20 protein-coding genes are annotated in these 20,502 nt (G+C 69.4%); 18 read left to right on the top strand and 2 right to left on the bottom strand.

Annotation, left to right across the window (positions count from 1 at the left end; all coding sequences use genetic code 11):
- The first annotated feature begins 129 nt into the window (after window positions 1-129).
- The gene (locus tag ABZ919_RS22605; RefSeq protein WP_361250569.1) at window positions 130-711 is read left to right on the top strand and encodes a hypothetical protein; all 582 of its coding nucleotides are present in this window, start codon (window positions 130-132) and stop codon (window positions 709-711) included.
- 37 nt (window positions 712-748) lie between these two features.
- Here the strand turns inward: ABZ919_RS22605 and ABZ919_RS22600 are convergent, their stop codons facing one another.
- Window positions 749-1,051, bottom strand: a complete 303-nt coding sequence (locus tag ABZ919_RS22600) for a ferredoxin (RefSeq protein ID WP_361250567.1) — start codon at window positions 1,049-1,051, stop codon at window positions 749-751.
- A gap of 534 nt (window positions 1,052-1,585) precedes the next feature.
- On the opposite strand from ABZ919_RS22600, the gene arc reads away from it, so the two are divergent.
- The 6 genes from arc to prcA all read left to right on the top strand — a co-directional run bounded on the left by arc (window position 1,586) and on the right by prcA (window position 7,615).
- The gene (gene arc / locus ABZ919_RS22595; RefSeq protein ID WP_361250564.1) at window positions 1,586-3,352 is read left to right on the top strand and encodes a proteasome ATPase; all 1,767 of its coding nucleotides are present in this window, start codon (window positions 1,586-1,588) and stop codon (window positions 3,350-3,352) included.
- A 233-nt stretch (window positions 3,353-3,585) separates the two neighbouring features.
- Window positions 3,586-5,097, top strand: a complete 1,512-nt coding sequence (dop, locus tag ABZ919_RS22590; protein ID WP_361250563.1) for a depupylase/deamidase Dop — start codon at window positions 3,586-3,588, stop codon at window positions 5,095-5,097.
- A gap of 171 nt (window positions 5,098-5,268) precedes the next feature.
- Entirely contained in the window at window positions 5,269-5,487 is a 219-nt protein-coding gene (locus ABZ919_RS22585) for a ubiquitin-like protein Pup (RefSeq protein WP_361250560.1), read from the top strand.
- Between the two features lie 24 nt (window positions 5,488-5,511).
- Window positions 5,512-6,003 carry an endonuclease VII domain-containing protein gene (locus tag ABZ919_RS22580; protein WP_361250559.1) on the top strand — a complete coding sequence of 164 codons (492 nt, stop codon included), beginning with the start codon at window positions 5,512-5,514 and terminating at the stop codon, window positions 6,001-6,003.
- Window positions 5,955-6,800, top strand: a complete 846-nt coding sequence (gene prcB, locus ABZ919_RS22575; RefSeq protein WP_361250556.1) for a proteasome subunit beta — start codon at window positions 5,955-5,957, stop codon at window positions 6,798-6,800. Before ABZ919_RS22580 ends, prcB begins: the two co-directional genes overlap by 49 nt.
- 62 nt (window positions 6,801-6,862) lie before the next feature.
- Window positions 6,863-7,615, top strand: a complete 753-nt coding sequence (prcA, locus tag ABZ919_RS22570; RefSeq protein ID WP_361250553.1) for a proteasome subunit alpha — start codon at window positions 6,863-6,865, stop codon at window positions 7,613-7,615.
- Between the two features lie 70 nt (window positions 7,616-7,685).
- Here prcA and ABZ919_RS22565 read toward each other — a convergent pair whose 3' ends face one another.
- Window positions 7,686-8,714, bottom strand: coding sequence for a LacI family DNA-binding transcriptional regulator (locus ABZ919_RS22565; protein WP_361250550.1), 1,029 nt, complete (start codon window positions 8,712-8,714; stop codon window positions 7,686-7,688).
- A 95-nt stretch (window positions 8,715-8,809) separates the two neighbouring features.
- Between ABZ919_RS22565 and ABZ919_RS22560 the strand changes: the two genes are divergently transcribed.
- The 11 genes from ABZ919_RS22560 to ABZ919_RS22510 all read left to right on the top strand — a co-directional run bounded on the left by ABZ919_RS22560 (window position 8,810) and on the right by ABZ919_RS22510 (window position 20,424).
- Window positions 8,810-10,069, top strand: a complete 1,260-nt coding sequence (locus tag ABZ919_RS22560) for an MFS transporter (RefSeq protein ID WP_361250548.1) — start codon at window positions 8,810-8,812, stop codon at window positions 10,067-10,069.
- A gap of 9 nt (window positions 10,070-10,078) precedes the next feature.
- Window positions 10,079-11,440, top strand: coding sequence for a Pup--protein ligase (gene pafA / locus ABZ919_RS22555; RefSeq protein WP_361250545.1), 1,362 nt, complete (start codon window positions 10,079-10,081; stop codon window positions 11,438-11,440).
- A 138-nt stretch (window positions 11,441-11,578) separates the two neighbouring features.
- A complete protein-coding gene (locus tag ABZ919_RS22550; protein WP_361250543.1) occupies window positions 11,579-12,583 on the top strand; it encodes an FKBP-type peptidyl-prolyl cis-trans isomerase in 1,005 nt (334 codons plus the stop codon).
- Window positions 12,584-12,668: 85 nt separating this feature from the next.
- Entirely contained in the window at window positions 12,669-13,040 is a 372-nt protein-coding gene (locus tag ABZ919_RS22545; RefSeq protein WP_360161154.1) for an FKBP-type peptidyl-prolyl cis-trans isomerase, read from the top strand.
- Between the two features lie 181 nt (window positions 13,041-13,221).
- On the top strand, window positions 13,222-14,175 hold the full coding sequence (locus ABZ919_RS22540; protein WP_361250539.1) for a WYL domain-containing protein: 954 nt from the start codon (window positions 13,222-13,224) through the stop codon (window positions 14,173-14,175).
- A gap of 16 nt (window positions 14,176-14,191) precedes the next feature.
- On the top strand, window positions 14,192-15,223 hold the full coding sequence (locus ABZ919_RS22535; protein WP_361250536.1) for a WYL domain-containing protein: 1,032 nt from the start codon (window positions 14,192-14,194) through the stop codon (window positions 15,221-15,223).
- Window positions 15,224-15,346: 123 nt separating this feature from the next.
- Window positions 15,347-15,607, top strand: a complete 261-nt coding sequence (locus ABZ919_RS22530) for a hypothetical protein (RefSeq protein ID WP_361250635.1) — start codon at window positions 15,347-15,349, stop codon at window positions 15,605-15,607.
- Window positions 15,608-15,705: 98 nt separating this feature from the next.
- Window positions 15,706-15,900 carry a hypothetical protein gene (locus tag ABZ919_RS22525; protein WP_361250632.1) on the top strand — a complete coding sequence of 65 codons (195 nt, stop codon included), beginning with the start codon at window positions 15,706-15,708 and terminating at the stop codon, window positions 15,898-15,900.
- Window positions 15,901-16,158: 258 nt separating this feature from the next.
- Window positions 16,159-16,437: a Sec-independent protein translocase subunit TatA gene (tatA, locus tag ABZ919_RS22520; RefSeq protein WP_361250533.1), complete on the top strand. Its 279-nt coding sequence runs from the start codon at window positions 16,159-16,161 to the stop codon at window positions 16,435-16,437.
- A 47-nt stretch (window positions 16,438-16,484) separates the two neighbouring features.
- The gene (gene tatC, locus ABZ919_RS22515) at window positions 16,485-17,435 is read left to right on the top strand and encodes a twin-arginine translocase subunit TatC (RefSeq protein WP_361250530.1); all 951 of its coding nucleotides are present in this window, start codon (window positions 16,485-16,487) and stop codon (window positions 17,433-17,435) included.
- A gap of 136 nt (window positions 17,436-17,571) precedes the next feature.
- Entirely contained in the window at window positions 17,572-20,424 is a 2,853-nt protein-coding gene (locus tag ABZ919_RS22510) for a DEAD/DEAH box helicase (RefSeq protein WP_361250527.1), read from the top strand.
- Window positions 20,425-20,502 lie beyond the last annotated feature (78 nt).

The raw sequence follows: 20,502 nt of genomic DNA, 5'->3' as shown, positions 1-20,502 counted from the left end.
ACCCGTACGCCCCCCCGCACGCACGCGGCCCGCCTGCGCACATCCCGGACCCCGCCGTTCCCCCGCACTGTGACGTGTGGCACCATGCTGGCCACCCCACCGGCACAGCCCTCACAGGAGACACTCCTAGTGCAGCAATCCGCCGTTCCGGAGCTCGCCCACACCGAGACCCGGCCCATCCACTGGGTCGCCACCGCTACCGCCGTCGCCGGCGTCGTGGCCCTCTCCTCCGTCGTACAACCCGGATCTGCCACGGCCGCCCAGGCCGCCACCGGCACCCGGACCGAGTCCGCCCCCGCGGCCCTCGCACCGCCGAGCACCACCGGCGTCGCCTTCCCGCTGCAGTGCGGACCGGTCAAGGTCGTCGTCGCCAAAAAAGCCACCGGAGACCTCGACGGAGACGGCAGACCGGAAACAGTCGCAGTGGTCCACTGCGACTCCGCCATGGGCACCCCACCCGACGCGGTCTACGTCCTCACCCGTTCCCCGGACAGCACCACGCCGCGCGTCGTCGCCACCCTCGTCGACCCCAAGGACCGGCTCACCGTCACCGACTTCTCCGTTCGCTCCGGAACAGTCGGCGCCACCCTGCTCGGCTACTCCTCCGACGCCGTCCCCAACTGCTGCCCCGACGTCAGAACCCCGGCCAAGTGGCACTGGAACGGCAGCGCGTTCATCCGCAGCACCCCCACCGCCGCCCACAGCGTCTGACATCCGGCGGCCTCCGGCACCCGGCACGGGCCCGGGCTCACTCCACCTCGGGCCCGTAGACCTCGACCTTGTCCGAAACCCGGCGCACATGAATGCACTCGCCGGGACATTCCCGTGCCGAGTCCACCACGTCCACGAGCAGCGGCACCGGCACCGGGACCGTCGCCCCCGGCGCCTGCAGCAGCTCCTCGTCCGCGCCCTTCACATAGGCCAGCCCGTCGATGTCCAGCTCGAACACCTCGGGGGCGTACTGGACACAGATCCCGTCACCGGTACACAGATCCTGATCGATCCAGACCTCCAGCGCCTCGCCGCCCGGGGCCTCCTGCTGCACGGTCACCTCTCCTGCCGTCGGAACGCCGGAGGCAACCGGTACCGGCAGGGTCAGCCGGTACCGCACCAGCGGCTGTTGAACACTCCCGACCCTACCTCCGCCCCCAGCGCACCCCGCCGCCCCACCGCACTTCCCCCGCACCGGGTTTCCACCCCGTCCCACTCGGGTACCAGCGGCCCGACCAGGACAAAGACGTCCCGGCCCCGGCACCCACCACTTTCAAGCCACACCGGCCGTGACGCCCTCCATCCCAGCCGTCGCTCTGCGTGACAACCGCGCAAGCGCCCCGCGGGCTGCCCGCGTCCGGACCCACCAGCCCGGAACGGACAACTCCGGCCACTCCTGAAGGGTTTTGACCACGCGATGCCCGGAACAAGCTGCTTCCGCATCACGTTGAGTGGGTATTCCCTCCGTGCGAGGGAGAGCGCACCGGGTGACCGACGACACACCTTGACAGTCTCTGTGATCTAGGGGTTTCAATCGACACCCACCCAGGTAGGGTCTGGAAGCGTCCAGCTCCCCTTGGAGGAGGTGAGGACCGTGGCAGCCCACGACGACGACATGAACCGCGGCATCCGCCCGGGACGAGGGTCCGACGACCCGTCCGGGCAGATCGCCTACCTTGAGCAGGAGATCGCCGTCCTGCGCCGCAAGCTCGCCGACTCTCCGCGACACACGAGGATTCTCGAAGAGCGGATCGTCGAGCTGCAGACCAACCTGGCCGGCGTGTCCGCCCAGAACGAACGGCTGGCGAACACCCTCCGCGAGGCCCGCGACCAGATCGTGGCCCTCAAGGAGGAAGTCGACCGGCTCGCCCAGCCGCCGGCCGGCTTCGGAGTCTTCCTGCAGGCCAACGAAGACGGCACCGCCGACATCTTCACCGGCGGCCGCAAACTCCGGGTGAACGTCAGCCCCAGCGTCGACCTCGACGACATGCGGCGCGGCCAGGAAGTCATGCTCAACGAAGCGCTCAACGTGGTCGAAGCCATGGAGTTCGAGCGCGTCGGCGACATCGTCACCCTCAAGGAGATCCTCGAGGACGGCGAGCGCGCCCTCGTACTGGGACACACCGACGAGGAACGGGTGGTACGGCTCGCCGAGCCGCTGCTGGACGTCACCATCCGCCCCGGCGACGCCCTCCTGCTCGAACCCCGCTCCGGCTACGTCTACGAGGTCGTGCCCAAGAGCGAGGTCGAAGAACTCGTCCTCGAAGAGGTCCCGGACATCGGCTACGAAGCCATCGGCGGCCTCGGCAACCAGATCGAGGCGATCCGCGACGCGGTCGAGCTGCCCTACCTCTACCCCGACCTCTTCAAGGAGCACGAGCTGCGCCCGCCCAAGGGCGTCCTGCTCTACGGTCCGCCCGGCTGCGGCAAGACCCTCATCGCCAAGGCCGTCGCGAACTCGCTCGCCAAGAAGGTCGCCGAGGTCACCGGCCAGGCCGCCGGCAAGAGCTTCTTCCTCAACATCAAGGGCCCCGAGCTGCTCAACAAGTACGTCGGCGAGACCGAGCGGCAGATCCGCCTCGTCTTCCAGCGTGCCCGTGAGAAGGCCAGCGAGGGCACCCCCGTGATCGTCTTCTTCGACGAGATGGAGTCGCTCTTCCGCACCCGGGGCTCCGGCGTCAGCTCGGACGTGGAGAACACCATCGTCCCCCAGCTGCTCGCCGAGATCGACGGCGTGGAGGGCCTGCAGAACGTGGTCGTCATCGGCGCCTCCAACCGCGAGGACATGATCGACCCCGCCATCCTGCGCCCCGGCCGGCTCGACGTGAAGATCAAGATCGAGCGCCCGGACGCCGAAGCGGCGAAGGACATCTTCGGCAAGTACCTCACCGAGCGCCTCCCGCTCCACGCGGAGGACCTCGCGGAACACGGCGGCGAGAAGGCCGCCACGGTCCAGGCCATGATCCAGACCGCGGTCGAGCAGATGTACGCCGAATCCGAGGAGAACCGCTTCCTGGAGGTCACCTACGCCAACGGAGACAAGGAAGTCCTCTACTTCAAGGACTTCAATTCCGGCGCCATGATCGAAAACATCGTCGGACGCGCCAAGAAGATGGCGATCAAGGACTTCCTCGAAAAGAGCCAGAAGGGCCTCCGCGTCTCCCACCTCCTCCAGGCCTGCGTGGACGAGTTCAAGGAGAACGAGGACCTGCCCAACACCACCAACCCCGACGACTGGGCCCGCATCTCCGGAAAGAAGGGCGAACGGATCGTCTACATCCGTACCCTCATCACCGGAAAGCAGGGCGCAGACACCGGCCGCTCCATCGACACGGTGGCGAACACCGGCCAGTACCTGTAAGGACAGGGCGGCTGCGGGTGCCCACACCGGGGTACCCGCAGCCGACTGTTTTTCGGGCCACGACCGGAGCAGGCAATGACGCAAATGATCTCCCCACCAGTGCAAAGGCGTTCTAGGCTCGTTCCTACCGCCGAGTCGCGCAGTGCGGGGACGGGCACCGCACACGCACCGGAGCGCCAGCGGTACGCGAGCGGCGCCCACGACCGAGGGTGCCGCCGGGCAAGGAGGGCCGCATGACCGTACGGCGAGTAATGGGCATCGAGACGGAGTACGGGATCTCCGTCCCCGGCCACCCCAACGCCAATGCCATGCTCACCTCGTCCCAGATCGTCAACGCCTACGCGGCGGCGATGCACCGGGCCCGCCGGGCCCGCTGGGACTTCGAGGAAGAGAACCCGCTGCGGGACGCCCGGGGCTTCGACCTCGCCCGGGAGGCCGCCGACGCCAGCCAGCTCACCGACGAGGACATCGGCCTCGCCAACGTGATCCTCACCAACGGTGCGCGACTGTACGTCGACCACGCCCACCCGGAGTACAGCGCCCCCGAAGTCACCAACCCGCGCGACGCCGTCCTCTGGGACAAGGCCGGCGAACGCATCATGGCCGAGGCCGCCGAACGAGCCGCCCAGCTTCCCGGCGCCCAGCCCATCCACCTGTACAAGAACAACACCGACAACAAGGGCGCCAGCTACGGCACGCACGAGAACTACCTGATGAAGCGGGAGACCCCCTTCTCGGACATCGTGCGCCACCTCACCCCCTTCTTCGTCTCGCGCCAGGTCTTCACCGGCGCCGGCCGTGTCGGCATCGGCCAGGACGGCCATGAACACGGCTTCCAGATCAGCCAGCGCGCCGACTACTTCGAAGTCGAGGTGGGCCTCGAGACAACACTCAAACGGCCCATCATCAACACGCGCGACGAACCCCACGCCGACGCCGAGAAGTACCGCCGCCTCCACGTGATCATCGGCGACGCCAACCTCTCGGAGATCTCGACCTACCTCAAGCTCGGCACCACCTCCCTGGTCCTCGCCATGATCGAGGACGGCTTCATCGCCGTCGACCTCGCCGTCGACCAGCCGGTACGCACCCTGCACCAGGTCTCGCACGATCCCTCGCTGAAACGCCTGGTCACCCTCCGCAGCGGGCGCACCCTCACCGCCGTCCAGCTCCAGATGGAGTACTACGAGCTCTCGCGCAAGTACGTCGAGGAACGCTACGGGGCCGATGCCGACGACCAGACCAAGGACGTCCTCGCCCGCTGGGAGGACACCCTCACCAGGCTCGAGAACGACCCCATGAGCCTCGCCGGCGAACTGGACTGGGTCGCCAAACGCGAACTCATGGAGGGCTACCGCCGCCGCGACAGCCTCGACTGGGACGCCGCGCGCCTCCACCTCGTCGACCTCCAGTACGCCGACGTGCGCGCCGAGAAAGGCCTCTACAACCGCCTCGTGGCCCGCGGCCGCATCAAGCGCCTGCTGGACGAGTCCGAGGTCGACAGGGCCCGCACCAAGCCCCCGGAGGACACCCGCGCCTACTTCCGCGGCCGCTGCCTGGAGCAGTACGCCGACGACGTCGCCGCGGCGAGCTGGGACTCGGTCATCTTCGACCTCCCGGGCCGGGACTCGCTCCAGCGCGTCCCAACCCTGGAACCGCTACGCGGAACGCGAAATCACGTCAAGGAACTGCTGGACCGCTGCCGCACCGCGGAAGACCTGGTCAGGGTCCTGTCCGGCGGCTGAGCGAGCCAGGGGGGTACTCGGTGCGGCCCGGGCGGCAGGGTGGAAGTCCCACCGCCCGGGAATCATCGAGATGGCCCCCGTACGTTGGAGAAACTGCGGGGCCGATGTCGGACCCGGCTTGTAGGGTCTGATCATCACCGATCGGCAGGCGAACTGAGCGGGGTGAGGGTTATGGCAACCAAGGACACCGGCGGCGGTCAGCAGAAGGCCACGCGCGCGACCGAAGAGGTCGAGGAGCAGGCGCAGGACGCGCAGGCCCAGGAGGACCTCAAGGAGCGGCACGAGAAGCTGAGCGACGACGTGGACTCCGTCCTCGACGAGATCGATGACGTTCTCGAAGAGAATGCAGAGGATTTCGTGAGGTCCTTCGTTCAGAAGGGTGGGCAGTAGACACTCTTTACCTTCGATCTGAAGGTGGGCGGGGAGTTCGGGTGGCGGAAGCCTCGGGGGCGAGGCGTTCGCGGTGCAAGCGGGATCTGCCGCGGTCGGCCTTCGCCGGCAACAGGTCGATGCCCGACGGCCTCCGGGCTCACTGCCGGAAGTGCTCTGCTGAGTACTGCCGGCAGCGCCAGGAGGCCAAGGGGAAGGTACTGCCGCGAGTGCCGCGCCGAGCGGAACCGGGTCAGCTGCTTCAAGCGCAAGTACGGTCTCACTCCCGCCGAGTTGGATGCGCTGGTCGCGGAGCAGCGGCGCCTCTGCTGTCTATGCCTTGCCGCCCCTGCCGAGCATGTGGATCACTGCCGCAAGACGGGTAGGGTCCGTGGCGTACTGTGCTTCAGCTGCAATGCCGCACTGGGGCAGTTCAAGGATCAGCCCGAGGCCATAAGACGGGCTGCTGCATACGTGGAAGGAAACGCGTGGAAGCCAACACTCGTAGCACCGGGCGTCTGCCGGCTGCCTTCCTGACGCCAGGGTCCTCCTCCTTCATGGACTTCCTTGCCGAGCACCAGCCCGAGCTGCTGCCCGGCAAGCGGCAGCTGCCGCCCACGCAGGGCGTGCTCGAGGCGCCGCACGGCACGACCATCGTCGCCGTGACGTTCCCCGGAGGCGTGGTCCTGGCCGGTGACCGTCGCGCCACCATGGGCAACGTCATCGCTCAGCGGGACATCGAGAAGGTGTTCCCGGCCGATGAGTACTCGGCCGTCGGTATCGCCGGCACCGCAGGTCTGGCCGTGGAGATGGTCAAGCTCTTCCAGCTGGAACTGGAGCACTTCGAGAAGGTCGAGGGCGCGCAGCTGTCGCTGGAGGGCAAGGCGAACCGGCTGTCGACGATGATCCGGTCGAACCTGGGCATGGCCATGCAGGGTCTGGCGGTCGTGCCGCTGTTCGCCGGCTATGACCTGGACCGGGAGCGGGGACGCATCTTCTCCTACGACGTCACGGGTGGGCGCAGCGAGGAGCACAACTTCGCGGCGACGGGTTCGGGCTCGATCTTCGCGCGTGGTGCGATGAAGAAGCTGTTCCGTGACGATCTGACCGAGGAGCAGGCGACCACGCTGGTGGTGCAGGCTCTGTACGACGCGGCCGACGACGACTCGGCGACCGGTGGTCCCGATGTCGCCCGCCGGATCTACCCGATCATCACCGTGATCACCGAGGACGGTTTCCGCCGGCTGACGGAGGAGGAGTCCTCCGGGATCGCGCGGGCGGTGCTGCAGAAGCGCCTGGAGGAGCCCGACGGTCCCAAGGCCGCCCTGCTCTGAAGGCGGGCCCCGGTTCTTATAGAGGTGATCCAGTGACCATGACAGAAAGGGACGGATAACCGGTGTCGACGCCGTTCTATGTCTCACCCCAGCAGGCCATGGCCGACCGGGCGGAGTATGCCCGGAAGGGCATCGCCCGTGGCCGCAGTCTGGTGGTCATGCAGTTTGCCGACGGCATCGTGTTCGTCGGTGAGAACCCGTCCCGTGCGCTGCACAAGTTCAGCGAGATCTATGACCGGATCGGTTTCGCGGCCGCCGGCAAGTACAACGAGTACGAGAACCTGCGGATCGGTGGCGTGCGGTATGCCGACCTGCGGGGTTACACCTATGACCGTGATGATGTGACGGCCCGTGGTCTGGCGAACGTCTACGCCCAGACGCTCGGTACGATTTTTTCCTCCGCAGCCGAGAAGCCGTACGAGGTGGAGCTGGTCGTGGCCGAGGTGGGGGAGACCCCGGAGGGCGACCAGATCTATCGGCTGCCGCACGACGGCTCCATCGTGGACGAGCACGGCTCGGTGGCGGTCGGTGGCAACGCGGAGCAGATCAGCAGTTTCCTCGATCAGCGTCATCGTGACGGCATGAGTCTGGCGGAGGCGCTGAAGCTGGCCGTGCAGGCGTTGTCCCGGGACACGAACGGCAGTGAGCGGGAGATTCCCGCGGAGCGTCTCGAGGTGGCGGTGCTGGATCGTACGCGTCCGCAGAAGCGCAAGTTCAAGCGCATCGTGGGCCGTCAGCTGTCGCGTCTGCTGGCGGCGGACGGCGCGGTCACCGAGGCGGAGAGTGCCGAGGAGGAGAACTCCGAGGAGGAGTGACCCGCGCGGATCGCCTGCTCGTGTGTGCCCCGGCCGTCCTCCTGGCCGGGGCACACGGCGTTCCCGTGGGTCACTGGGGTGCCTGGGCCGCCCGTGGGGGTGCCGTGGAGCCCCGGACGACCAGTTGGACGGGGATGTCCCCGCCCTCCGGCTCGCGGCCGTCCAGGACGGCCAGCAGGGCGCCCATGCCGCGTTCGCCGAAGAGCTCGGCGTCCAGCCGTACGGTGGTCAGCTCGGGGTCGATGGCGGTGGCCAGGCCGAGGTCGTCCACGCCCGTGACCGAGACGTCGTCCGGCACCCGCAGGCCGAGGCGGCGCAGGGCCTTGTAGGCACCGGCGGCGAGTTTGTCGTCGTCGCAGACGATCGCGGTCGGGCGGGTGCGCGGTGAGGCCAGGGCCGTCACGGTGGCGGCCAGCGCCCCCTCGATGGAGATCGGTGCGCGTGCGGTGCGCACCTCTGCCCCAGGGACCGCCCCCAGGCGTGCCGCCAGCTCGCGCGCGCGTACCTCGAAGGTCCAGGAGGGAACGTCGGCGGCGAGGTGCAGGATGCGGCGGTGGCCGAGGCCGAGGAGGTGCTCGGCGATCTGGCGGAAGCCGTCGGCGATGTCCAGGTTGACGGTGGCGGCGCCGAGGCTGCCTCGGGGGTCGCTGTCGAGCATGACGAGGGGCAGCTGGTCGCCGCGGATGGCGGTGAGGGCGTCGGCGGCCATGGAGGAGGCGATGACGCCGTCGAGGGCGGCCTGCGCGGAGGCGAAGGGGTCGCGGGCCGGACCGATGCCTTCGGGGGAGGGGTAGAGGACGACGCCGAAGCCGTTCTCGGCGGCCACGCGGGCGGCGCCGGTGTAGACGCCGGCGAAGAATTCCGTGGTGAGGGCGGGTACCACGAGGAGGACGGTGCGGGTGCGGCCGAGGCGGAGGTTGCGGGCGGCGAGGTTGGGGCGGTAGCCGAGTTCGCGTGCGGCGTCGCGGACGCGTTCGGCGGTGGTTTCCGAGACTCGGCCGCGCCATTTGTCGCCCAGGACCAGCGAGACGGCGGCTTGCGAGACTCCGGCCGCCTGGGCGACGTCCCGGCTGGTCGGGCGCGTGCTGCTGCGTGCCACGGTGGGCCTGCCTCTTCGTCTGGACGTCTGAACAGCGCACATGGTACGTATGACCACGGAAGTTATACGTAAAACGTCAGGCTGGAGGGCGGCACATGGCCACGGGCTACCTGGAGATACTCCGGGCGCGGCACGCGCTGCGGCTGCTGACCGGCACCCTCGTGGGCCGGCTGCCGAACGCGACCGCCGCGATCGCACTGGTGCTGTTCGTGCGCGCCGAGGGCGGTACGTACAGCCTGGCCGGCGCTCTGGCGGCCGTGTACGGCGTGGCCAACGCCGTCGGCCAGCCGGTGCTGGGGCGGCTCGTGGATCTGTACGGCCAGCCGCGGGTCCAGCTGCCGGCTGCTGTCCTCGCGGCCCTGTCGATGACGCTGTTCGCCTTCTCTGGCACGGACCCGCTGCCGACGGCGTACGCGGCGGTGGCGGCGGCCGGTCTGTTCGCGCCGCCGCTGGAAGGGGGCCTGCGTGCGCTGTGGCCGTCGGTGCTGCGGCGGGAGGAACAGGTGCACACCGCGTACGCCATGGACGCGGTCGCGCAGGAGATCATGTTCACGGTGGGGCCACTGCTGGTGACGCTGTGCGTGTCGCTGTGGGACGAGCGTGCGGCTCTGCTCGTGCTGAACCTGCTGGGTGTGCTGGGTGCGCTCTCGGTGGTGGTGTCGCCGCCGTCGCGCGCGTGGCGGTCGGCTCCGCGGGAGGCGCACTGGCTCGGTGCGCTGCGCTCGCCCGGGCTGCTCGCCCTGCTCGGGGCCTTCCTGTTCGTCGGTATCGCACTGGGCTCGATCACGGTGGCGTCGGTGTCGTACGCCGACGGTCACGGCGGTGACGCGGTGTACGGCTGGATGATGGCGGGGCTCGGACTGGGCGCGCTCGTCGGTGGCACGGTGTACGGCGCCCGCCGGTGGACGGGTTCCCCCGAGCGGCGACTGCGGGTGCTGGTGGCTCTTCTGGCGGTGTGTTACCTGCCGCTGATGCTCGTCCCGGACGCGGTGGCGATGGTGCTGCTCGCCGTGGTCTCGGGGGTGTTCCTGGCGCCGTGCATCGCATGCGCGTTCATCATCGTGGACCGGCACGCGCCGAGCGGAACGGTCACCGAGGCCTTCTCCTGGCTCGTGACGACGTTCACGGTGGGTGCCTCGGTGGGGACGGGGGTGGCGGGGCCGGTGGTCCAGGCCGGTGGCACGGTGTGGGGTTTCGCGGTTCCGGGGGCGGCGGGGGCCGTGTCGTTGCTGGTGCTGCTGGCGACGGGGCGGGTCCTCGCAGCTCCCGCGCTGGGCGGGGTCGTTGCGTCTTCATCGGAAAATGATCCAAATCGTGCTGCCGAACCCCGTTTCAGCTCGGGGGATCGGGCGTAATGTTCACTCATGGACCGCCGCATTTTCGGGCTGGAGAACGAGTACGGCGTCACGTGCACGTTCAGGGGACAGCGCCGCCTGTCGCCTGACGAGGTGGCGCGGTACCTCTTCCGCCGTGTCGTGTCATGGGGCCGCAGCAGCAATGTCTTTCTGCGAAACGGCGCCCGGCTCTATCTCGACGTGGGCTCACATCCGGAATACGCGACACCCGAATGTGACAATGTGATCGAACTGGTCACCCACGACAAGGCCGGCGAGCGCATTCTCGAAGGACTCCTGGTGGACGCGGAACGACGCCTGCACGAGGAGGGAATCGCGGGCGACGTCTACCTGTTCAAGAACAACACCGACTCGGCGGGCAACTCCTACGGCTGCCACGAGAACTATCTGGTGGCACGCCACGGTGAGTTCTCCCGGCTGGCGGACATCCTCATCCCGTTCCTGGTGACCCGGCAGCTGCTGTGCGGTGCCGGGAAGGTGCTGCAGACCCCGCGCGGCGCCGTGTACTGCGTGAGTCAGCGCGCGGAGCACATCTGGGAAGGTGTCTCCTCGGCGACGACCCGTTCGAGGCCGATCATCAACACGCGTGACGAGCCGCACGCGGACGCGGAGCGGTACCGCCGGCTGCATGTCATCGTCGGCGACTCGAACATGTCCGAGACGACGATGCTGCTGAAGGTCGGCGCGACCGATCTGGTGCTGCGCATGATCGAGGCGGGCACGGTGATGCGTGACCTCACGCTGGAGAACCCGATCCGGGCCATCCGCGAGGTCAGTCACGACATCACCGGCCGGCGCAAGGTGCGCCTGGCCAGTGGCCGGGAGGCCTCCGCCCTGGAGGTGCAGCGCGAGTACTTCGACAAGGCCGTGGACTTCTGCGACCGGCGCGGGATCCGCACCGGCACGGTGGCGCAGGTCCTGGAGCTGTGGGGCCGCACCCTCGACGCGATCGAGACCGAGGAGCTGGACCGGATCGCCACCGAGATCGACTGGGTGATGAAGTACAAGCTCATCGAGCGGTACCGGGCCAAGCACAACATGACGATGTCGCATCCGCGGGTCGCCCAGATAGACCTCGCCTACCACGACATCCACCGCCGTCGTGGCCTGTACTACCTGCTGGAGAAGAAGGGGCAAGCGGCCCGCGTCTGCAACGACTTGAAGATCTTCGAGGGCAAGTCCGTTCCGCCGCAGACCACTCGGGCCCGGCTGCGCGGTGACTTCATCCGGCGGGCACAGGAGCAGCGCAGGGACTTCACGGTGGACTGGGTCCATCTGAAGCTCAACGACCAGGCACAGCGCACGGTGTTGTGCAAGGACCCGTTCCGTTCGGTGGACGACCGGGTGGAGAAGCTGATTGCCGGAATGTAGCGAAAGGCGCTGAGTCAAGCGTTCGGGCGCCGAAATGCCGGAACGCCACACGGGCGTCGTACGTTTGACGTACGGCGCCCTCCTCACGTCGTAGAGTTGCGCGCACGCCATCCGACCGACCGATTACGAGGCTCTTCCGTGCGCCGACGTTCACTCCTCCTCGCCGCCGTTCCCGCAGGACTGGTCACGCTCGCCGGATGCGGCGGCGGCAAGTCCAACTCCGGCAAGGCCAGTGCCTCGCCGTCGCCGTCGGTGTCCTCGGCGCCGCCGCCGAAGATCGTGGAGGGTCCGCTGCCGGCGATCACGGCGGGCACGAAGTTCGGTGAGAAGCCGACCGTGGCCAAGGGACCGGGGGAGCCGTCGAAGGACCTGGCCGTGAAGACGGTGATCGCGGGCAGTGGTCGTACGGTCGTGGAGAACGACTTCGTCCAGGCGAACTACCTGGGTCAGATCTGGTCCACGGGCAAGGTCTTCGACAACTCCTACGACAAGGGGCGTCCGCTGATCCTGCAGCTCGCCCAGGGCACGGTCATCGACGGCTGGCGGTATGCGCTGACGGGCAAGAAGACCGGCAGCCGGGTGCAGATCGCGGTGCCGCCCGCCTACGGGTACGGCAAGTCGGGTGAGCCGCAGGCGGGCATCAAGGGCACGGACACGCTGGTGTTCGTGATCGACGTGATCGACTCGTTCAACTCGAAGAGCTCGGCACAGGGCAAGCCGGTCCCGCAGACCGACGCCGCTCTGCCGAAGGTCGCCACCAACACCGACGGCACCGTCCCGAAGGTGACGGTTCCGAAGACCGCTCCGCCGAAGAAGCTCGTGTCCACCTACGTCCTGGAGGGCGACGGCCCCGCGCTGAAGGCGGACCAGACGGTGCTGTGCCAGTTCCAGGGGCTGGTGTGGGACGGCGGCAAGACCTTCCAGCGGACGTATGGCTCGGGCCGGCTGAGCCAGTTCTCGCTGGAGCAGATGCAGCAGGCGGTGAAGGGGCTGGCGCAGGGGCTGACCGGCAAGAAGGTGGGCAGCCGGGTGCTGGTCGTGGTGCCGCCGGAGCTGGGTTACGGCGACAACCCGCCGAGCGGCGGTGTGATCAAGAAGGGCGCGACGCTCGTGTTCACGGTGGACATCCTCGCCGCGATGTGACCGCTGGTGTCCGTTGCGGGCGGTGGGGGTGCGGAGATGAAAGACTGTCGGCGTTTCGTGTCGTACACAAGCAGGAGCTTTTGACGTGAGCATCGAGAAGCCCGAGATCGACTTCCCGGGCGGCGAGCCCCCGGCGGACCTCGAGATCAAGGACATCTGGGAGGGCGACGGGCCGGTGGCGCAGGCGGGTCAGACCGTCACCGTCCACTATGTGGGTGTCGCCTTCAGCACCGGCGAGGAGTTCGACGCCAGCTGGAACCGGGGTACCCCGTTCCGTTTCCCCCTGGGCGCGGGCCGGGTCATCGCGGGCTGGGACCAGGGTGTGCAGGGCATGAAGGTCGGCGGCCGCCGCCAGCTGACCATCCCCGCCCACCTCGCCTACGGCAACCAGAGCCCGACCCCGGCGATCAAGCCGGGCGAGACGCTGATCTTCGTGGTGGACCTGCTGGGCGTCTGATCCCCGCCCGATCCGCGCCCGTCGCCCACCCGGTCGACATCTGATCGGCGGGTCGGGTCCGACCGGATCCGATCACCTGGGGCCCATGCCTGCTCGGGCATGGGCCCTCGGCTTTTCCCCGCGCACCCCGGAGCGGTACGGTCATCGGTCGGAAGCAACAGAGGGAAGGCGAAGGGCGTCGATGGCCATTGCCAAGGCCGAGCGGCTGATGAATCTCGCGCTGTGTCTGCTCGGCACACGGCGGCCGCTCAGCAAGCGCGAGCTGCGCGAGTCCATCGAGGCCTACCTCGAAGCGGGCAGCGACGACTCCTTCAACCGGATGTTCGAGCGGGACAAGGACGACCTGCGCGAGCTGGGCCTGGTCATCGAGACGGTGGAGAACCTGGACGGCGAGGTCGGCTATCTCGCCCGCCGCGACAGCAACCGGCTGCCGCCCATCACTCTGGACGCCGAGGAGGCCGCGGCGCTCGGGCTCGCCGCCAAGGTGTGGCAGCAGGCCCGGCTCGCCGGCGCGGCCAGCGGCGCCCTGCAGAAGCTGCGCGCCGCGGGCCTGCCCGAGGGCGTCGACCCGTACGAGGCGCACGGCGCCCTGGAGCCCCGCATCCCGGTGCACGAGGCCGCCTTCGAGCCGCTGATGCTGGCCTGCCGGGACCGCCGCCCGGTCCTCTTCGACTACCGCAAGGCCTCCGCGGCGCACCCCGAGCCCCGGAACGTGGAGCCGTGGGCGCTCGAGTGCTGGCGCGGCCACTGGTACCTGGCCGGCTTCGACCGGGACCGGGGTGCCGAGCGGGTCTTCCGGCTGTCCCGGATCACCGGCCGGGTCCGCTCCCGCGGTACCGGCTTCACCGCGCCGGTGCCCGACGTCGTCACGGTGCGCGAGACCGTCGCGAGCTGGGCGGGCGAGATCGCCGACGGCACGGCGCTGATCCGGCTGCGTTCCGGTGCCGGTTACCCCCTTCGGGCGAAGGCCGTCAGGGTGCGGGAACTCGGCGGCGGCTGGGACGAGTTGGAGATTCCGTACGGGCACGGCCTGGACGCCTGGCTGGTGGAGTTCGGGCCGGACGTGGTGGTCCTGGAGCCGGCCGAGCTGCGCGCGGACGTGGTGGACCGGCTGCGTGCCGTGGCCAAGGGCTGACAGGGGGAGCGGAACTGTGGCAGGCAAACCGGTCAGGCCCGTGAACGCCATCGACCAGACCCGGCGGATGCTCTCCCTGGTGACCTACCTCAGGGAGCGCCCCGGCGCGCGGATCGCGGACGTCGCCCGCGCCTTCGGCATCACCGAGGACGAGCTGGTCGCCGACCTCGATCTGCTGCCCATGTGCGGCACCAGCTTCCGCGGCGGTGACCTGCTGGACATCGACACCGACGGCGAGCGGATCTGGTGGCACAACCCGGCCGCGCTCGGCGAGGAGGCGGCCGAGCCGCTGCGGCTCGCCGCCGACGAGGCCACGGCCCTGCTGGTGGCCGCCCGTGCGGTCTCTACCCTGCCGGGCCTGCGCGAGGGCGACCGGCAGGCCCTGCTGCGGGCCACCGCCAAGGTGGAGACCGCCGCCGGTGAGGCCGCCGGCGCCAGCTCCCGGCTGTCGGTGACCTTCGAGTCCGAGGGCGGTGTCTTCGCCGACGTCGACCGGGCGATCTCCGAGCGCCGCCGGCTGTGGATCCGCTACTACTCCCCGGCCCGCGACGAGGTCACCGAGCGCGAGATCGACCCCATCCGCCTGGTCAGTGTCGGCCACACCTATGTCGAGGCCTGGTGCCGGCGCTCCGAGGCCCGGCGCACCTTCCGGCTCGACCGGGTGGCGGAGATCAGGGTCCTGGACGAGCCGTCCGCGCCGCCCGAGATAGAGCTGCGGGACCTGTCCGAGGGGCTGGTGCAGCCGGCCGCCGAGGACCCGGAGGTCGTGGTCGAGGTCGGCCCGGGCGGCCGCTGGGTGGCCGAGTACTACCCGCACGACAGCGCCGATGAGCTTTCCGACGGCGGACTGCGTATCACTCTGCGCACCCCCGATCCGGCCTCGCTGCGCCGGCTGGCGCTGCGGCTCGGCCGCGACGGCCGGATCGTCTCTCCGCCCGACCTGGCCGAGAGCGCCCGCAGGGCGGCGCGCGAGGCGCTCGCGGCGTACGACGGCCCACCGGGCGGGGTGCGGGCTGTCACCGACGGTCAGGCCGAGAGCCAGGAGTGAGCCGCCGTAGCCCCCTGCGGGGCTGGTGAAGTGCGCTCCGGTCCGGTGGCGGCCCGAAGGCGAACGACCAGAGAAAGAGGAGCGAGGTCTGTGAGCGAGTCTCCGGTGTCCGGTGCGGGTGAGATGACGGTGGCGGCCGCCTTCGCCGGGATGAAGAGAGTGGTTCCCGTCATGTTCAAGGCGGGCTGCCCCGACTGCCGGGGCCGCTTCGAGCTCGCCGCGAGCGCTCTGCGCCTCGCCATCGGTGCCTCCAGCCGGACGACGTTCTACTCGTTCACCTGCCCCGAGTGCGGCGTCCCCGTGCGCAAGCCCGCAGGGGAACGCATCGTCGAGCTCCTCACCGGTGGCGGTGTGCGGACCCTGCGCCTGCACTCCACGGTGTGAGGATCCTGCGCCCGCACTCCACGGTGTGCATCCTCGCCGGTGCCCCCGCGGTGCGGGCGGCTGGGGCGCACGGGCGCGGACGGTCTAGTCTCGACGTCATGTTCTGGCCGATGTTCGCGGTAGCGTTGGGTTTCCTGGGTCTCGCGGTGCTGGGGGTGCTCGCCGTCCGGGTCTTTCTGGAGGCGCGGCGCCTCGGACAGCAGGTGGCGGACTCGGCGCGCCGTATCAACAGGGCGGCCGAGGACCTGGAGCGGTCGGCGGCCAGCGCGGCCCGTGCCGTGGATGCGCTGTGACCTCCGACGGACGCTGCTCGTGAGGCCCGTGGGGCAAGCGCTTTGCGTCGCTTCGCCCTGTCATGCTGCCCAGCGGGAAAGGTACGCTGCTTGTCGCGGTGCGGAGAACGAGGCCCGTGCCGTGGATCGGGCGTACGCACGGGGATTGCCTCCCGTTCACCCCTGAGCGTTACGATCGCTGTCAACAGGACCGTCGGACACATGTCCGACTGGTCGGACAGCACCCCCCCAGCCGCCTCGGTGAGAAGGTAAAGACTTATGTTCGGAAGGCTCGGAGCCCCCGAGATCATTCTCATCCTCGTCGTCATCGTCCTGCTGTTCGGTGCGAAGAAGCTTCCGGACATGGCCCGCTCGCTCGGCAAGTCCGCGCGCATCCTCAAGAGCGAGGCCAAGGCGATGAAGGAGGAGTCGAACGCCTCCGCCCAGGCGCCCGCCTCCAACGAGCAGTCCGCGTCCCAGCGCACCATCCAGGCGGCCCCCGGCGACGTGACGAGCTCGCGGCCGGTCAACGAGCCGACGGACACCACCCAGCGCTGACGCAGGGCCGGAACTCCCCGGCCTCCCGCACGAGATGAGGACGTGGGTTGCTCAAGTCTGCCCGCAAGAAGGAGAAGGATCCCGAGGGGCGGATGCCCCTTGCGGATCATCTTCGTGAGCTCCGCAACCGGCTCGCGAAGGCGCTGCTGGCCATCGTCGTCGTGACGATCGTCGCCGCCTTCTTCTACAACGACATCATCAACTTCCTGACCAAGCCGATCCTCGACTCGGTCGGTTGCGCACAGAGCTTCGAACAGCTGGCGAAGGCCAAGAGCGGTCACCAGTGTGCGGAGATCACCATCAACGGGCTCCTCGCCCCGTTCACGCTGGCCCTCCAGGTCTCCCTGATGGCGGGCGTCGTCGCCGCGTCGCCGATCTGGCTCTACCAGCTGTGGGCGTTCGTCGCGCCGGGCCTGCACCGGCACGAGAAGAAGTACGCCTACGCCTTCGTCTTCACCGGCGCCCCGCTGTTCTTCGCCGGTGCCTTCTTCGCGTACAAGGTGCTGCCCACGACGGCGAAGGTGCTGATCCAGTTCACGCCGCCCGGCAGCATCAAGAACCTGCTGCCGCTGGACGACCTGCTCCAGCTGGTCACGCGCATGGTGATCGTCTTCGGTCTCTCCTTCGAGCTGCCGCTGCTGCTGATCATGCTCAATATCACCGGGATACTGAGCGGCACGCGCATGCTCGGCTGGTGGCGCGGCATGATCCTCGGCATCACGATCTTCGCGGCCGTGGCCACGCCGAGCACCGACCCGCTCTCCATGCTGGCCCTCGCCGGTCCGATCTGGGTGCTGTACTTCGGCGCGGTGCTGTTCTCGCTGGCGAACGACAAGCGCAAGCGCCGCCGCGAGGCGGAGGGCCCGGCGGACGACGAGGCCTCCGAGCTCGACCTCACGCCCGAGGACATCGGCGCGGTCGAGCCCGTCCCGGCCAACCGGGCCCTGCCCGAGCAGGCCGGCACGGACCGGGTCAACGGCTACGACGACGTGACCTGAGCCCTGGCGCGTCACCGGACGCGCACGCCATCGAGCAGCGCGTGATGCCCCCGCCCTCAGGGACGGGGGCATCCGTCTTCGGGCGGTTTCCCGGCGGTGTCCATGTCGATCGGTCGATCAGCCCACGTTCCGGATAATGATCGTCCTGTTGTCAGTGGGGCCCGGTACGCTCGAAAGCACGATGACAGAGGACCTCTCACCGGCCGAGCGGTACGCGGCAGCCCGCAGGCGGGCAGCCGAGCAGGCCACCGCGCTCGCGTCCTTCCGCGAGATGTACGACTTCGGCCTCGACCCCTTCCAGATCGAGGCCTGCCAGGCGCTCGAGGCGGGCAAGGGCGTACTGGTGGCCGCCCCCACCGGCTCGGGCAAGACGATCGTGGGCGAGTTCGCCGTCCACCTGGCCCTGCAGCAGGGCAAGAAGTGCTTCTACACGACACCCATCAAGGCACTGTCGAACCAGAAGTACGCCGACCTGTGCCGCCGCTACGGCACCGGCAAGGTCGGCCTGCTCACCGGCGACAACAGCGTGAACTCCGACGCCCCGGTGGTCGTGATGACCACCGAGGTCCTGCGGAACATGCTCTACGCCGGCTCGCAGACCCTCCTCGGCCTCGGTTACGTGGTCATGGACGAGGTGCACTACCTCTCCGACCGCTTCCGCGGCGCCGTCTGGGAAGAGGTGATCATCCACCTGCCCGAGTCGGTGACGCTGGTCTCCCTCTCGGCGACCGTCTCGAACGCCGAGGAGTTCGGCGACTGGCTGGACACCGTCCGTGGCGACACCGAGGTGATCGTCTCCGAGCACCGGCCGGTGCCGCTGTTCCAGCACGTGCTCGCCGGCCGGAGGATGTACGACCTGTTCGAGGAGGGCGAGGGACACAAGAAGGCCGTCAACCCCGACCTGGTCCGCCTGGCCCGGATGGAGGCCAGCCGGCCGTCGTACCAGGACCGCAGACGCGGCAGGTCCATGCGCGAGGCCGACCGGGAGCGGGAGCGCAGACAGCGTTCACGCGTGTGGACACCGGGCCGCCCCGAGGTCATCGAACGCCTGGACTCCGAGGGCCTGCTCCCGGCCATCACCTTCATCTTCAGCCGTGCCGCCTGCGAGGCGGCCGTCCAGCAGTGCCTGTACGCGGGCCTGAGGCTTAACGACGAGGAGGCGCGGGAACAGGTCCGCGCCCTGGTGGAGGAGCGCACCGCCTCCATCCCGTCCGAGGACCTGCACGTCCTCGGCTACTACGAATGGCTGGAGGGCCTGGAGCGGGGCATCGCCGCCCACCACGCGGGCATGCTGCCGACCTTCAAGGAGGTCGTCGAGGAGCTGTTCGTACGCGGCCTGGTCAAGGCCGTGTTCGCGACCGAGACCCTCGCGCTCGGCATCAACATGCCCGCCCGCTCGGTGGTGCTGGAGAAGCTCGTCAAGTGGAACGGCGAGCAGCACGCCGACATCACCCCGGGCGAGTACACCCAGCTCACCGGCCGCGCCGGCCGCCGCGGCATCGACGTCGAGGGCCACGCGGTCGTGCTCTGGCAGCGCGGTATGAGCCCCGAGCACCTGGCCGGTCTCGCGGGCACGCGCACGTACCCGCTGCGCTCCAGCTTCAAGCCGTCGTACAACATGGCGGTCAACCTGGTCGAGCAGTTCGGCCGGCACCGCTCGCGGGAACTGCTGGAGACCTCGTTCGCGCAGTTCCAGGCCGACAAGTCGGTCGTCGGGATCTCCCGGCAGGTGCAGCGCAACGAGGAGGGCCTGGCCGGCTACAAGGCCTCCATGACCTGCCACCTCGGCGACTTCGAGGAGTACGCGCGGCTGCGCCGCGAGCTGAAGGACCGGGAGACCGAGCTGGCCCGGCAGGGCGCCGACCAGCGTCGTGCGGAGGCGGCGAGCGCTCTGGAGCGGCTCAAGCCGGGCGACGTCATCCACGTCCCGACGGGCAAGTACGCCGGTCTGGCCCTGGTACTGGACCCCGGACTGCCCGCGGGCCGCTCCAACGGCCACCGCGGCTTCGACCACGTCGACGGGCCGCGCCCGCTGGTGCTGACCGCCGAGCGGCAGGTCAAGCGGCTGGCCTCGATGGACTTCCCGGTGCCGGTCGAGCCGCTGGACCGGATGCGGATCCCGAAGTCCTTCAACCCACGCTCGCCGCAGTCCCGCCGGGACCTGGCGTCCGCGCTGCGCAGCAAGGCCGGGCACATCCCGCCGGAGCGGGCCCGCAAGAAGCGTTCGCAGGCCGCCGACGACCGCGAGATCGCCCGGCTGCGCACCGCGATCCGCGCGCACCCGTGCCACGGCTGCAACGACCGTGAGGACCATGCCCGTTGGGCCGAGCGGTACCACCGGCTGTCGCGCGACACCTCGCAGCTGGAACGCCGTATCGAGGGCCGTACGAACACCATCGCGCGCACCTTCGACCGGATCGTGGCCCTGCTGACCGAGTTGGACTACCTGCGCGGCGACGAGGTCACCGAGCACGGCAAGCGACTCGCCCGGCTGTACGGCGAACTCGACCTGCTGGCCAGCGAATGCCTGCGCGAGCGGGTCTGGGAGGGGCTCGGCCCGGCCGAACTCGCGGCCTGCGTCTCGGCGCTGGTGTACGAGGCACGCGTCGGCGACGACGCGATGGCTCCCAAGCTGCCCTCCGGCAAGGCCAAGGCCGCGCTGGGGGAGATGGTCCGGATCTGGGGCCGGCTGGACGGCCTGGAGGAGGAGTTCCGGATCAACCAGACTGAGGGCGTCGGGCAGCGGGAGCCGGATCTCGGCTTCGCCTGGGCCGCGTACATGTGGGCGTCGGGCAAGGGGCTCGACGAGGTGCTGCGCGAGGCGGACATGCCCGCCGGTGACTTCGTGCGCTGGTGCAAGCAGGTCATCGACGTGCTGGGCCAGATCTCCGCGGCGGCGCCCTCCGAGGGGTCGACCGTGGCGAAGGCCGCGCGCAAGGCCGTCGAGCAGTTGCTGCGGGGGGTCGTCGCCTACTCGTCGGTCGGGTGATCTCCGGTCCGCCGGTGCGGTGACGATGTGGGGGCCCTTTTCGGGCCCCCTTTCACTTATCACGGTGAGTCACTTTCG

This window comes from Streptomyces sp. NPDC046759, from assembly GCF_040645475.1.
Classification (GTDB): Bacteria; Actinomycetota; Actinomycetes; order Streptomycetales; family Streptomycetaceae; genus Streptomyces.
Note: the sequence above shows the minus strand (reverse complement) of the source record. Positions and strands in the feature narration are given on the sequence as shown.

Coding starts and splice junctions, on each gene's coding strand:
- dop (WP_361250563.1), top strand. CDS start 3,586: ATGACCGTACGGCGAGTAATGGGCATCGAGACGGAGTACGGGATCTCC.
- ABZ919_RS22585 (WP_361250560.1), top strand. CDS start 5,269: ATGGCAACCAAGGACACCGGCGGCGGTCAGCAGAAGGCCACGCGCGCG.
- ABZ919_RS22560 (WP_361250548.1), top strand. CDS start 8,810: ATGGCCACGGGCTACCTGGAGATACTCCGGGCGCGGCACGCGCTGCGG.
- pafA (WP_361250545.1), top strand. CDS start 10,079: ATGGACCGCCGCATTTTCGGGCTGGAGAACGAGTACGGCGTCACGTGC.
- ABZ919_RS22540 (WP_361250539.1), top strand. CDS start 13,222: ATGGCCATTGCCAAGGCCGAGCGGCTGATGAATCTCGCGCTGTGTCTG.
- ABZ919_RS22530 (WP_361250635.1), top strand. CDS start 15,347: ATGACGGTGGCGGCCGCCTTCGCCGGGATGAAGAGAGTGGTTCCCGTC.
- ABZ919_RS22525 (WP_361250632.1), top strand. CDS start 15,706: ATGTTCTGGCCGATGTTCGCGGTAGCGTTGGGTTTCCTGGGTCTCGCG.
- tatA (WP_361250533.1), top strand. CDS start 16,159: ATGTTCGGAAGGCTCGGAGCCCCCGAGATCATTCTCATCCTCGTCGTC.
- ABZ919_RS22510 (WP_361250527.1), top strand. CDS start 17,572: ATGATCGTCCTGTTGTCAGTGGGGCCCGGTACGCTCGAAAGCACGATG.